Below are 13,596 nucleotides of genomic sequence, written 5' to 3'. Positions count from 1 at the left end.
ACGATAGAAACGTTGGCTGGCACGACCCCTTCGCGAGCAGGCTCGCTCCCACAGGGGAGGTCATCATTCATTAACGGATTCGGCGTCGGTTACGGGAAGCAAAATATAATCCCGGCCTTCGACCTGACCCCGTCGCAGCGGGTTCCGCGTGCACCATTGCGCATACGCAGCGTCAACGAAGCGATACATCAGGTGTTCATCACGGCCCAGCGGAATGCCCAGCCGGGTGGTTTGAATAATCTGCGAGGGTGCCGGCCCCGTATCTTCGACCAGCAACAATTCATGATCGAAACGCTTGGCATCCCACATTGGCACTTTCAAACCCAGCGCCTTGCACAGCAGGGTCTGTCCGGCGCAGAGCTTCTGTGTCGGACGCGGTCGGCCCTGGGCATCGGGATTGTTCAGCAGCATCTGCGCCAGACTCGCCGGACCGCTCACTTCATCGACCCACGGATAGGCGGATTTGATCAGCACCGCGTTGCCCGGCCCCTGCGCACTGAAGTTCAGCGAATCACCGCCGCGGGCGTAGTACATATAGATGTGGCCGCCATCCAGAAACAAAGCCTTACGCTTTTCTGTGTAACCGAGCGAGGCATGACTGCCTTTTTCCGCGAAGTAATAGGCTTCAGTCTCGATGATTCGCGCACTCAGCCACAGATCACCGACGCGATGGCGGATGACTTTGCCGAGCAGCGCCTGCGCCAGAACCTGGGCGTCGCGGTCGAAAAAACTGTCCGGCAGGCCCACGGGCAGGCGCGCGGACTCGGGGCAAAGGGGCACGTTGGTCATGATGGGCAAGGTTTATCCAGGCTCAAGAGGTCGTGATGATAACAACGCTGAGCTTAATTACGTCTGAACGCCGGCCAAACGCAGCTCATTTCGACCATCCGCCCGTCACCGCTGTTAGTCCCGGGACGCGGCAGCTATAATCTGCCGCTTTCCTCTTTGCCAAGACCCCAGCAGACCATGACTGAGTCCGTTCTTGACTACATGACCCGATTGGGTCGCGCCGCCCGCGCTGCCTCCAAGGTCATCGGTCGCGCCAGCACCGCGCAGAAAAACCGCGCTTTGCAGGCTGCCGCCAATGCTCTGGATGCTGCACGCGCCGAGCTGGCCGCAGCCAATGAGCTGGATCTGGCTGCCGGTCGCGCCAGCGGTCTGGAGCCGGCGCTGCTGGAGCGTCTGGAACTGACCCCGGCACGCATCGACGGCATGATCATCGGCTTGCGTCAGGTTGCTGCACTGGCGGATCCGGTCGGCGCGATTCGCGACATGAGCTTCCGTCCGTCGGGCATTCAGGTCGGCAAGATGCGCGTGCCGCTGGGCGTGATCGGGATCATCTACGAATCCCGTCCGAACGTGACCATCGATGCCGCCAGCCTGTGCCTGAAGTCCGGCAACGCGACCATCCTGCGCGGTGGCTCCGAGGCAATTCATTCCAATCGCGCGATTGCCGCGTGCATCCAGCGCGGTCTGGCCGAAGCCGAACTGCCCGCCGCTGTGGTGCAAGTGGTCGAAACCACTGACCGCGCCGCCGTCGGCGCGATGATCAGCATGCCTGAGTACGTCGACGTCATCGTGCCCCGTGGCGGTCGTGGCCTGATCGAACGCATCAGCCGCGATGCCCGCGTACCGGTGATCAAGCATCTGGACGGCATCTGCCACGTTTACGTCAGCGAACACGCCGATCTGGCCAAAGCCCAGCGCATCGCTTTCAACGCCAAGACTTACCGTTATGGTATCTGCGGCGCGATGGAGACCCTGCTGGTCGATCAGGCTGTTGCCAGGGATTTCCTGCCGTCGATGGCCGCGCAGTTCCGCGAAAAAGGCGTTGAACTGCGCGGTTGCGAGCGCACCCGGGCGATCATCGAAGCGGTCGCGGCCAGCGAAGACGACTGGCACACCGAGTACTTGGCGCCGATTCTGTCGATCCGCGTGGTCGACGGTCTGGAGCAGGCGATCGAACACATCAACCATTACGGCTCCCATCACACCGACTCGATCGTCAGCGAAAACCTCGCTGACACTCGCCGGTTCGTGGCGGAAGTCGACTCGGCCTCGGTGATGATCAACACGCCGACCTGCTTTGCCGATGGATTTGAATACGGATTGGGTGCCGAGATCGGCATTTCTACTGATAAGCTGCACGCCCGCGGCCCGGTCGGGCTCGAGGGACTGACCTGCGAGAAGTACATCGTGGTCGGTGATGGCCAGTTGCGCGGCCAGGCGACGGTCTGACTTGACCGACCTCGACCTGACAGCGCCGCACACCGGCAGCGAGTCGCGCCCGCAACGCATTGGCCTGCTGGGCGGTACGTTCGACCCGGTGCACATCGGCCATTTGCGTGGCGCGCTGGAAGTCGTCGAAGCGCTGGCGCTGGACGAGTTGCGCCTGATGCCGAACGCGCGGCCGCCACATCGCGGGACGCCGCAGGTGTCGGCGCAGGACCGGCTGGCGATGGTCGAGTGCGCGGTGGCCGGATTGCCGCCGCTGGTGGTGGACGCCCGCGAATTGCAGCGGGACAAACCGTCCTGGACCATCGATACCCTGGAGTCGCTGCGCGCAGAGATGCCCGCCGAGACCCAGGTTTTTCTGCTTTTGGGCTGGGACGCATTTTGCGGCCTGCCCACTTGGCACCGCTGGGAAGAGTTGCTCCAGCATTGCCACATCCTGGTGCTACAGCGCCCGGACGCCGACAGCGAACCGCCGGATGCCTTGCGCAACCTGCTGGCAGCGCGTTCGGTGAGCGACCCGCTGGCCCTGAAAGGGCCGAGCGGACAGATTGCATTCGTCTGGCAGACACCGCTCGCGGTTTCCGCCACCCAGATCCGTCAACTGCTGGCCAGCGGTAAGTCGGTACGTTTCCTGGTGCCCGACGCGGTCCTGGCCTACATCGATGCGCACGGTCTGTACCGTGCGTCGAACTGAACAAGGCGCGCTTCACCGATACGGATCACCGTATCCCCAAGCCGCCGAATACATGAGCAAAACGAGTTACATATGACTGATAAAGATCTACCGAAAGTAAAGCGCAAAGGCACGTTCAAGAGCGCACCACTGCCGGAAGCCGTCAACACCAACGAGCCGCTCAAGGGCGACGAACTGGTCAAGATTGCCGTCGCTGCGCTGGAAGACGTCAAGGCCCAGGACATCCAGATCATCGATGTGCGCGACAAGCAGAGCATCACTGACTACATGATCATCGCCACCGGTACCTCCAATCGCCAGATCAACGCGATGCTGGACAAGGTCCGCGAGGAAGTGAAAAAGCAGGGCGCCAAGCCTCTGGGCGAAGAAGGCAAGGGCGATAGCGACTGGGTTCTGCTCGACCTCGATCTGGTGATCGTGCACATGATGACTGCCTCGGCGCGTCAGTTCTACGACCTGGAGCGCCTGTGGGCCGGTGCCGAGCAAAGCCGTGCGGCCGATGCCAAGCACCACAGCCCGGAAAACACCCACGAGCATTTCACCAAGCTCAACAAAGACCAGTTCTAAGGGATCGCTGTGCGACTGCGCCTGATCGCCGTCGGTTCACGCATGCCCAAGTGGGTGGAAGAAGGCTGGCATGAATATGCCAAGCGTCTTCCGTCCGAGCTGGCGCTGGAACTGGTGGAAATTCCGCTCAATACCCGTGGCAAGAATGCCGACGTGGCCCGTTTCATCCGCCAGGAAGGCGAAGCCATGCTGGCCAAGGTCGGGCACAACGAGCGGATCGTCACGCTGGAGGTTCACGGCAAGCCGTGGAGCACCGAGCAACTGGCGGTCGAACTCGATCGCTGGCGCCTGGATTCGCGCACGGTCAACTTCATGGTCGGCGGCCCGGAAGGGCTGGCACCGGAAGTCTGTGCCCGCGCTGACCAGCGCTGGTCATTGTCGCCGCTGACCTTGCCGCACCCACTGGTGCGGATCCTGATCGGCGAACAGTTGTACCGTGCCTGGACCGTGTTGTCCGGCCACCCTTACCACAAGTAAGCCTGCCCTCATGTCTCAGCCGATCCGCATCAAGGACCACGAAAAGGACGCCCGTCTGGTGCGCAGCCGTGTCGTGTTCGGTGCGATCGTGATCGTGGCGCTGATCTGTGTGCTGATCGCGCGTCTGTATTACCTGCAGGTGATCCAGTACGAGTACCACTCGACCCTGTCGGAAAACAACCGCGTCCATGTGCAGCCGATTCCGCCGACGCGCGGGCTGATTTTCGACCGCAATGGCGTAGTCGTGGCCGACAACCGGCCGAGCTTCAGCCTGAGCATGACCCGCGAGCGCTCCGGCGATTGGCAACAGGTGCTCGACGTCATCGTCGAGGTGCTGGAGCTGACGCCCGAGGACCGGGTGATCTTCGAAAAGCGCATGCGGCAGGGGCGTCGGCCGTTCGAGCCGGTGCCGATCCTGTTCGAGCTGACCGAAGAGCAGATCGCCCGGATCGCGGTGAACCAGTTCCGCCTGCCCGGGGTGGAAGTGGTCGCGCAACTGGTCCGGCATTACCCGCAGGGCGCGCACTTTGCGCACTCGGTGGGCTACATGGGGCGGATCAACGAGAAAGAGCTGAAATCGCTGGATCCGGTCAACTACAGCGGCACCCACCACATCGGCAAGACCGGCATCGAGCGGTTCTACGAGCCGGAATTGCACGGTCAGGTCGGTTACGAGGAAGTCGAGACCAACGCCCGTGGCCGCGTGTTGCGGGTGCTCAAGCGCACCGATCCGATTCCCGGCAAGGACATCGTCCTGAGCCTCGACATCAAGTTGCAGGAAGCCGCCGAGGCCGCGCTGGGCGGGCGCCGTGGTGCGGTGGTGGCGCTCGATCCGAAGACCGGCGAAGTGCTGGCGATGGTCAGTCAGCCGAGTTTCGACCCGAACCTGTTCGTCACCGGCATCAGCTTCAAGGCCTATGCCGAGTTGCGTGATTCCATCGACCGGCCGTTGTTCAACCGCGTGCTGCGCGGTCTGTACCCGCCGGGCTCGACGATCAAACCGGCGGTAGCGATTGCCGGTCTTGACGCTGGCGTGGTCACGGCTTCGAGCCGGGTGTTCGACCCGGGCTATTACATGCTGCCCAACTACGACCACAAGTATCGCAACTGGAACCGTACCGGTGACGGCTTCGTCGACCTCGACACGGCGATCATGCGTTCCAACGACACCTACTTCTATGACCTGGCGCACAAGCTCGGCATCGATCGGCTGTCGACCTATATGAACAAGTTCGGCATCGGCCAGAAGGTCTCGCTGGACATGTTCGAAGAATCCCCGGGCCTAATGCCATCGCGCGAATGGAAACGCGCAACGCGCAAGCAGGCGTGGTTCCCCGGCGAAACCCTGATTCTCGGGATCGGCCAGGGCTACATGCAGTCGACGCCGCTGCAATTGGCCCAGGCCACGGCGCTGGTGGCCAACAAAGGCATCTGGAACCGTCCGCACCTGGCCAAGTCCCTCGACGGGGTGAAGCCGGTGGATGAAAACCCGATGCCGAACATCGTCCTGCGCGACCCGTCCGACTGGAACAAGGTCAACCACGGCATGCAGCAGGTGATGCACGGTGCCCGTGGCACCGCGCGCAAAGCGGCGATCGGCGCGCAATACCGCATCGCCGGCAAGTCCGGTACCGCGCAGGTGGTGGCGATCAAGCAGGGCGAGAAATACGACCGCTCCAAGGTCCAGGAACGCCACCGCGACCACGCCTTGTTCGTCGGCTTCGCCCCGGCCGATGATCCGAAAATCGTCGTGTCGGTGATGGTCGAGAACGGTGAGTCCGGTTCCGGCGTTGCCGCGCCGGTGGTGCGCCAGGTCATGGACGCCTGGTTGCTCGACCAGGACGGCCACCTGAAAGCCGAGTACGCCAGCCCTATCACTGCGGAGGCCCCGGCCCGTGATGAATAACTTCGATCGCATGCTCTCCAGCGAGGATGTGATGCGTCGCCGCGCGACGTTGCTGCAAAGACTGCATATCGATGGCCCGCTGTTGATCCTGTTGCTGATTCTCGCCGCCGGCAGCCTGTTCGTGCTGTATTCGGCCAGCGGCAAGAGCTGGGACCTGCTCGGCAAGCAGGCCACATCCTTCGGCATCGGCCTGGTGGCGATGATTGTCATCGCCCAGTTCGAGCCGCGTTTCATGGCCCGCTGGGTGCCGCTCGGTTACGTGATCGGCGTGATATTGCTGATCGTCGTCGACATCATGGGCCACAACGCCATGGGCGCCACGCGCTGGATCAACATCCCCGGGGTGATCCGCTTCCAGCCCTCGGAATTCATGAAGATCCTGATGCCGGCGACCATCGCCTGGTATCTGTCCAAACGCACCTTGCCGCCGCAGCTCAAGCACGTCGGTATCAGCCTGATGCTGATTGGCGTGCCGTTCATTCTGATCGTGCGCCAGCCCGATCTCGGTACCTCGCTGCTGATTCTCGCCGGTGGCGCCTTCGTCCTGTTCATGGGCGGCCTGCGCTGGCGCTGGATTCTCAGCGTGCTGGCGGCGGCGGTGCCGGTATCGGTGGCGATGTGGTTCTTCGTCATGCACGACTATCAGAAGCAACGGGTCCTGACTTTCCTCGACCCGGAAAGCGATCCGCTCGGCACCGGCTGGAACATCATCCAGTCCAAAGCCGCGATCGGTTCCGGTGGCGTATTCGGCAAAGGCTGGCTGCTCGGCACCCAGTCACACTTGGACTTTCTTCCGGAAAGCCACACCGACTTCATCATTGCCGTGCTTGGCGAAGAGTTCGGTCTGGTGGGGATTTGCGCGCTGCTGCTGATCTATCTGTTGTTGATCGGTCGCGGGCTGGTGATCACCGCCCAGGCGCAAACGCTGTTCGGCAAATTGCTCGCCGGCGCGTTGACCATGACTTTTTTTGTTTACGTTTTCGTCAACATCGGTATGGTCAGTGGCCTGTTGCCGGTCGTGGGGGTGCCGTTGCCGTTCATTAGCTACGGAGGAACTTCGCTGGTGACGCTGCTGTCAGCGTTTGGGGTTTTGATGTCGATCCATACCCATCGCAAGTGGATCGCACAGGTTTGAATAAGGTGAAGAGTGCAATGCAAGTAATGCGTGGCTGGGCGACTCGATGCGCGCCGCTGGTTGGCCTGATGGGCCTGCTGGGGAGCGTGCAGGAAGCGCTGGCCGGCGACTATGAAGGCTCGCCGCAGGTGGCCGAATTCGTCGGCGAAATGACCCGCGACTACGGTTTCGCCGGTGAACAACTGATGGGTGTGTTCCGCGAGGCGCAACGCAAGCAGTCGATTCTCGACGCCATCTCCAAACCCGCCGAGCGGGTCAAGCAGTGGAATGAATATCGCCCGATGTTCATCACTGACGCGCGCATCGCCCGGGGTGTCGACTTCTGGCGTCAGCACGAGGCGACCCTGGCCCGTGCCGAGCAGGAATACGGAGTGCCGGCACAAGTGATCGTGTCGATCATCGGCGTCGAGACCTTTTTCGGACGTAATACCGGTAATTTCCGCGTGATCGATGCTTTATCGACCCTCGGCTTCGACTATCCTCCCCGTGCCGAATTTTTCCGTAAGGAATTGCGTGAGTTCCTCCTGCTGGCCCGTGAAGAGCAGGTCGACCCGCTGACCCTGAAAGGCTCGTACGCCGGGGCCATGGGCCTGCCGCAGTTCATGCCGAGCAGCTTTCGCGCCTACGCGGTGGATTTCGACGGTGATGGCCACATCAACATCTGGAACAACCCGGACGATGCCATTGGCAGCGTCGCCAGTTACTTCAAGCGTCATGGCTGGGTTGCCGGTGAGCCGGTGGTCAGCCGCGCCGATGTGCGCGGCGAGCAGGCCGATGAAGGCCTGACCACCGGTATCGAACCGGTGAAAACGGTCGCAGAGTTGCGGGCGCTGGGCTGGTCAAGTCATGATGCGCTGCGCGATGATATGCCGGTTACCGCATTTCGCCTCGAAGGCGACAACGGCCCTGAATACTGGATGGGCCTGCAGAATTTCTACGCGATCACGCGTTATAACCGCAGCGTGATGTACGCCATGGCCGTACATCAACTGTCTGAACAGCTGGTACAAGCACGGGGCGTCAAGTAATGCAGGCATTGCCTAACAATAAACCCCTGAAGCTGGTGGCTTTCGCTGCGTTGGCAGTCCTGGTCGCCAGTTGCACGACCAGCCGCACGCCGACGCAGAAAACCCCGTCCACTGCTGTCCGCGCCCAACCGGGCCTGGACATCAACCGCGCGCACAAAGACGGCGCGCCGTGGTGGGATGTCGATGTTTCGCGCATCCCTGATGCGACACCGACCCTGCACACCGGCCCGTACAAGGCCAATCCCTACACCGTGCTGGGCAAGACCTATTTTCCGTTGCAGGAATCCAAGACCTACGTGGCTTCGGGCACGGCGTCCTGGTACGGCACCAAGTTTCATGGCCAGAACACCGCCAACGGCGAAGTGTATGACCTGTACGGCATGAGTGCCGCGCACAAGACCTTGCCGCTGCCAAGTTACGTTCGGGTGACCAACCTGGACAACAACAAGACGGTGATCCTGCGCGTCAACGACCGTGGGCCGTTCTATTCCGATCGAATCATTGACTTGTCCTACGCAGCGGCGAAGAAGCTCGGCTATGCCGAAACCGGCACCGCGCGGGTCAAGGTCGAAGGCATCGATCCGCAGCAGTGGTGGGCGGCCAAGGGCCGTCCGGCGCCGCTGATGCTCAACGAGCCGCAAGTGGCGCAGAATAGCGCGCCAGTGATTACGGCGTCGGCCGGCACCGTCGAGCAATGGACGCCGCCGCCGCAGCAACACGCCGCGGCCGTGGTGCCCGTGCAGATCGATGCAAAAAAAAACGCTTCTGCACCAGCGTCTGGCCAGTATCTGCAGGTGGGCGCGTTCGCCAACCCGGACGCTGCCGAGCTGCTGAGGTCGAAGCTCAGCGGGATGGTGAGCGCGCCGGTGTTCATCAGCTCGATCGTGCGCAATCAGCAGACCCTGCACCGGGTACGCCTGGGGCCGATCGGCTCGCCGGGTGAGATCGCCCAGGTGCAGAACAGTGTGCGGCTGGCCAATCTGGGTTCGCCCAGCGTGGTCACCGAGTAACACGTAGACCTTGATTGACGGTTCACTTGCGGTATTCGGGGGGTGAACCAGGTTGTTGGCTCGTCGAAGAACAAAAGCCCGGCAAGGGTGACTGGAGTGAGCAACTGAACACGCGATGGCCCGTTAGAAGGCTGTCTGAATAAGTTTTGCCTTCGGGCAAGTTTCCATTAGCGATTTCGAGAGACGGATGAACATCACCACCTTTGCCAAACGCCTGTGTCTGCTAGTCCCGCTGCTCCTCTCGCCAGCCGCCTTCGCGGCCGAGATGATGCCGTCGCCACCACAACTGGCCGCCAAGGCCTATGTTCTGATGGACGCCAGCAGCGGCAACGTGCTGGTCGAAAACAACGGCGACCAGCGTCTGCCACCGGCCAGCCTGACCAAGCTGATGACCGCGTACATCGCGACCCTGGAAATCCGTCGCGGCCAGATCGGTGAAAACGATCCGGTGACCGTCAGCGAAAACGCCTGGCGCACCGGCGGTTCGCGGATGTTCATCAAGGTCGGTTCGCAGGTGACTGTCAGCGACCTGCTGCACGGCATCATCATCCAGTCCGGTAACGACGCCAGCGTCGCCCTGGCCGAGCACATCGCCGGCAGCGAAGACGCCTTCGCCGATCTGATGAACAAGACCGTCACCGAACTGGGCATGACCAATACCCACTTCATGAACCCGACCGGTCTGCCAAACCCTGAGCACTACTCGTCGGCGCACGACATGGCGATTCTGGCCCGTGCGATCATCCACGAAGACCCGGCTCACTATGCGATCTACTCGCAGAAAGAGTTCTTCTGGAACGGCATCAAGCAGCCTAACCGCAACCTGCTGCTGTGGCGCGACAAGACCGTTGACGGTCTGAAAACCGGCCACACTGATGAAGCCGGCTACTGCATGGTGTCCTCGGCGGTACGTGACGGCCAGCGTCTGATCGCCGTGGTGTTCGGCACCAACAGCGAAGTGGCCCGCGCCGCTGAAACCCAGAAGCTGCTGACCTACGGTTTCCGCTTCTTCGAAACCCAGACCTTCTATCAGAAGGGCACCGAACTGGCGCAGGCGCCGGTATGGAAAGGCACCACCAGCCAGGTCAAGGCCGGCCTGGCGCAAGACCTGACCATGACTCTGCCAAAAGGCCAGCTGAAGAAGCTCGCTGCCAGCATGACCATGAACCCGCAACTGGTTGCGCCAATCGCCAAGGGCGACGTGATCGGTAAAGTCGAAGTCAAACTGGAAGACAAGGTGGTGCACAGCGCCGACCTGATCGCTCTGGACGGCGTCGAGGAGGGTGGTATCTTCCGCCGCATGTGGGATAGCATCCGTCTATTCTTCTACGGCTTGTTCAACTGATTTTGTGTTGACCTGCATGGCCCCGCCCCGATCCGGTGCGGGGCCATGTGCGTTACCACGGCTTGCGCTATAGAGGCCGTTACGCCATGACCGATACCGAAGTACAGGCGCCAAAGATCGAATTTCCCCAGACTGATTATCCGATCAAGGTGATCAGCGATACGGGCGTAGGCCGCAAAGACCAGATCATCGAGATCGTCAAGAAACACGCGACCATCAATGACGAGCGCATCGACGAGCGTCAGAGCAGCACCGGTAAGTACACCACCATCCAGCTGCACATCGTCGCCACCGATCAGGATCAGCTGTACAACATCAACAGCGAACTGCGGGCGACCGGCTTCGTGCACATGGTGTTGTGATGCACGGCACGCTGGGCTTTCGCGAGCTGGGCCAGATGGCTTACGAGCCGGTCTGGCATGCCATGCAACGCTTTACCAACGAACGCGGCAATACTGCCGCCGACGAAATCTGGCTCGTCGAACACCCGCCGGTGTTCACCCAGGGCCAGGCCGGCAAGGCTGAACACCTGTTGCTGCCGGGAGATATTCCGGTGGTGCAGGTCGATCGTGGCGGTCAAGTGACTTATCATGGCCCCGGGCAACTGGTGGCTTATCTGTTACTGGATGTACGCAAGCTGGGTTTCGGCGTGCGTGATCTGGTCAGCCGCATGGAAGCCTGCCTGATCGAACTGCTGGCCAGCTACGGCGTCACCGCCTCCGCCAAGCCAGATGCTCCCGGCGTGTACGTCGATGGAGCGAAAATCGCTTCTCTGGGTTTGCGCATTCGCCACGGTTGTTCCTTTCATGGCCTGGCCCTGAACGTGGATATGAACCTGGAACCGTTTCGACGGATTAATCCCTGCGGCTACGCCGGGCTGGCCATGACCCAGCTGAGCGATCACGCAGGATCGATTGAATTTGCCGAGGTAAGTGCCCGGCTGCGCGCGCAGCTCGTCAAACACCTCGACTATGCTGAGCAGACGACCCTCACGGGCGGAATCGACTGATATGACTACTGATGCAGTGCAAACCATGATCCCGACGCTCGACGTGACCGAGCGCCCGGCCCCGCGTCCCAAGGTTGAAGCCGGCGTCAAGCTGCGCGGCGCCGAGAAGGTTGCACGCATCCCGGTCAAGATCATCCCGACCACCGAACTGCCGAAGAAACCCGACTGGATCCGCGTGCGCATCCCGGTTTCGCCGGAAGTCGACCGCATCAAGAGCCTGCTGCGCAAGCACAAGCTGCACAGTGTCTGCGAAGAAGCCTCCTGCCCGAACCTCGGCGAATGCTTCTCCGGCGGCACCGCAACCTTCATGATCATGGGCGACATCTGCACTCGTCGCTGCCCGTTCTGCGACGTTGGCCACGGTCGTCCGAAGCCTTTGGACGTCAACGAGCCGGAAAGCCTGGCCATCGCCATCGCCGACCTCAAGCTCAAATACGTGGTGATCACGTCGGTTGACCGTGACGACCTGCGTGACGGCGGTGCACAACACTTTGCCGACTGCATCCGCGAAATCCGCAAACTGTCGCCAAACGTGCAGCTCGAGACCCTGGTCCCGGACTACCGTGGCCGCATGGACATCGCCCTGGAAATCACCGCCGCCGAGCCGCCGGATGTGTTCAACCACAACCTGGAAACCGTGCCGCGCCTGTACAAGGCTGCGCGTCCGGGCTCGGATTACCAGTGGTCGCTGACCCTGCTGCAACGCTTCAAGCAGATGATGCCGCACATTCCGACCAAGTCCGGCCTGATGCTGGGTCTGGGCGAGACCGACGAGGAAGTCATCGAAGTCATGAAGCGCATGCGCGAACACGACATCGACATGCTGACCCTCGGTCAATACCTGCAACCGTCGCGCAGCCACTTGCCGGTGCAGCGTTTCGTGCACCCGGACACCTTCGCCTGGTTCGCCGAAGAAGGTTACAAGATGGGCTTCAAGAACGTCGCTTCGGGCCCGCTGGTACGTTCCTCGTACCACGCCGACGAGCAGGCGAAGCTGGTCAAGGCCGAGCTGCTGGGTTCCTGATTCACTGCTGATGTAAAAATGCCCGCCGAGGACGGTTCCTCGGCGGGCATTTTTTTGCCTGAGACAAGGGGCTTTTGTTTGTCTCATCAGCTGACTACTGTGTGTGCATGACTTTACCGCTGGAGCCCAAGGATGACCGTTCGACCGAGCCACACCCTGATTGCCCACCGACCCGTACCGGCGCTGCCCTCCGAAGGGACGATTGGCGTCATCGCGCCTGCCGGCCCCGGCGCCCTCGACACTGAAAAAGCGCTGCAATGGATGCGCGCGCGCGGCTATGGGCTGAAGGTGTTTCCGGGTGTCTATGAGAAGGACGGCTATCTGGCCGGCAGTGACGACGTACGCCTGCGCGATCTGCACGCGGCGTTCGCTGACCCCGAAGTCGACGCGATCATTTGCCTGCGCGGCGGCTACGGCACGCCGCGTCTGCTGGACCGAATCGATTACGACCTGCTCAGCCGGCATGCCAAGCCGTTTGTCGGCTATAGCGACATCACCGCGCTGCACCTGGCCATCAGTCGCTACGCCGGGTTTGTGATCTTTCACGGCCCGCTGCTCAATGCCGACCTGCTCGGCGACAAGGAGCCGCCGACCGTCACGTCATTCTTCGCCATGCTGCGCGGGCAAATGAAGTCAGGGAGTGTACTGAGCCATCCGGCGGCTTATCCGTTATCAACCGTCGAACCGGGCATCGCCCACGGACGCCTGCTTGGCGGCAATCTGGCGATGATTGCTGCAACCCTCGGCACGCCCTACGAGATTGATGTCGAAGGCGCAGTTCTGTTCATCGAGGACATCAACGAGCCGCTGTATCGCATTGATCGGCTGCTGACCCAGATGCGTCTGGCCGGCAAGCTGGCCCGACTGCGCGGTGTGCTGGTCGGTGATATCGCCGGGGTGGAGGTCGACGCGCTGAATCGGCTACTCAAGCAAACCTTTGAGCCGTTGCGGATTCCGGTGCTGTCGGGTTGGCGCAGTGGCCATTGCGACCCGAACCTGACACTGCCGTTGGGCGCGCTGGTGCGCCTGGATGCGGGGAAGCAGGAGTTGCTGCTGGAGCAGGATGTGGTGATCAAAGTCTAGAAATTGGTCGCCTGACATTCAGTCATCGCGGGCAAGCCCGCTCCCACAGGTTATGAGTCGGCTACACAATTGTGTTTCAACCA

General features: G+C 61.7%; 14 protein-coding genes. 13 read left to right on the top strand and 1 reads right to left on the bottom strand.

Features of this window, described 5'->3' with window-relative positions; all coding sequences use genetic code 11:
- Window positions 1-63: 63 nt before the first annotated feature.
- Window positions 64-789, bottom strand: coding sequence for a DNA-3-methyladenine glycosylase (locus tag F8N49_RS18150; RefSeq protein ID WP_016773021.1), 726 nt, complete (start codon window positions 787-789; stop codon window positions 64-66).
- Between the two features lie 177 nt (window positions 790-966).
- Here F8N49_RS18150 and F8N49_RS18145 point away from each other — a divergent pair, with 177 nt between their 5' ends.
- The 13 genes from F8N49_RS18145 to F8N49_RS18085 all read left to right on the top strand — a co-directional run bounded on the left by F8N49_RS18145 (window position 967) and on the right by F8N49_RS18085 (window position 13,513).
- Entirely contained in the window at window positions 967-2,238 is a 1,272-nt protein-coding gene (locus tag F8N49_RS18145) for a glutamate-5-semialdehyde dehydrogenase (RefSeq protein ID WP_151552024.1), read from the top strand.
- Window positions 2,207-2,929 carry a nicotinate-nucleotide adenylyltransferase gene (gene nadD, locus F8N49_RS18140; protein WP_372241038.1) on the top strand — a complete coding sequence of 241 codons (723 nt, stop codon included), beginning with the start codon at window positions 2,207-2,209 and terminating at the stop codon, window positions 2,927-2,929. The genes F8N49_RS18145 and nadD overlap by 32 nt, the downstream gene beginning before the upstream one ends.
- A gap of 72 nt (window positions 2,930-3,001) precedes the next feature.
- Window positions 3,002-3,496: a ribosome silencing factor gene (rsfS, locus tag F8N49_RS18135; RefSeq protein ID WP_016773024.1), complete on the top strand. Its 495-nt coding sequence runs from the start codon at window positions 3,002-3,004 to the stop codon at window positions 3,494-3,496.
- Between the two features lie 9 nt (window positions 3,497-3,505).
- On the top strand, window positions 3,506-3,973 hold the full coding sequence (rlmH, locus tag F8N49_RS18130; RefSeq protein ID WP_011063671.1) for a 23S rRNA (pseudouridine(1915)-N(3))-methyltransferase RlmH: 468 nt from the start codon (window positions 3,506-3,508) through the stop codon (window positions 3,971-3,973).
- A gap of 10 nt (window positions 3,974-3,983) precedes the next feature.
- Entirely contained in the window at window positions 3,984-5,879 is a 1,896-nt protein-coding gene (mrdA, locus tag F8N49_RS18125; RefSeq protein ID WP_071173699.1) for a penicillin-binding protein 2, read from the top strand.
- 31 nt (window positions 5,880-5,910) lie between these two features.
- A complete protein-coding gene (gene rodA, locus F8N49_RS18120; RefSeq protein ID WP_050977864.1) occupies window positions 5,911-7,014 on the top strand; it encodes a rod shape-determining protein RodA in 1,104 nt (367 codons plus the stop codon).
- A 17-nt stretch (window positions 7,015-7,031) separates the two neighbouring features.
- Window positions 7,032-8,042, top strand: coding sequence for a lytic murein transglycosylase B (mltB, locus tag F8N49_RS18115; protein WP_110602899.1), 1,011 nt, complete (start codon window positions 7,032-7,034; stop codon window positions 8,040-8,042).
- On the top strand, window positions 8,042-9,052 hold the full coding sequence (locus F8N49_RS18110; RefSeq protein ID WP_016773027.1) for a septal ring lytic transglycosylase RlpA family protein: 1,011 nt from the start codon (window positions 8,042-8,044) through the stop codon (window positions 9,050-9,052). Before mltB ends, F8N49_RS18110 begins: the two co-directional genes overlap by 1 nt.
- Before the next feature lie 187 nt (window positions 9,053-9,239).
- The gene (locus F8N49_RS18105) at window positions 9,240-10,397 is read left to right on the top strand and encodes a D-alanyl-D-alanine carboxypeptidase family protein (protein ID WP_016773028.1); all 1,158 of its coding nucleotides are present in this window, start codon (window positions 9,240-9,242) and stop codon (window positions 10,395-10,397) included.
- Between the two features lie 86 nt (window positions 10,398-10,483).
- Complete coding sequence (locus tag F8N49_RS18100; RefSeq protein WP_016773029.1) at window positions 10,484-10,759, top strand: DUF493 domain-containing protein; 276 nt, start codon at window positions 10,484-10,486, stop codon at window positions 10,757-10,759.
- A complete protein-coding gene (lipB, locus tag F8N49_RS18095; RefSeq protein WP_151552022.1) occupies window positions 10,759-11,406 on the top strand; it encodes a lipoyl(octanoyl) transferase LipB in 648 nt (215 codons plus the stop codon). The genes F8N49_RS18100 and lipB overlap by 1 nt, the downstream gene beginning before the upstream one ends.
- Window positions 11,407-11,431: 25 nt before the next feature.
- Complete coding sequence (gene lipA, locus F8N49_RS18090; RefSeq protein ID WP_160768663.1) at window positions 11,432-12,430, top strand: lipoyl synthase; 999 nt, start codon at window positions 11,432-11,434, stop codon at window positions 12,428-12,430.
- A 132-nt stretch (window positions 12,431-12,562) separates the two neighbouring features.
- Window positions 12,563-13,513: an LD-carboxypeptidase gene (locus F8N49_RS18085; protein WP_151552021.1), complete on the top strand. Its 951-nt coding sequence runs from the start codon at window positions 12,563-12,565 to the stop codon at window positions 13,511-13,513.
- Window positions 13,514-13,596: the final 83 nt, after the last annotated feature.

It is taken from the genome of Pseudomonas sp. GXM4, assembly GCF_008923895.1.
Classification (GTDB): Bacteria; Pseudomonadota; Gammaproteobacteria; order Pseudomonadales; family Pseudomonadaceae; genus Aquipseudomonas; species Aquipseudomonas atacamensis.
Note: the sequence above shows the minus strand (reverse complement) of the source record. Positions and strands in the feature narration are given on the sequence as shown.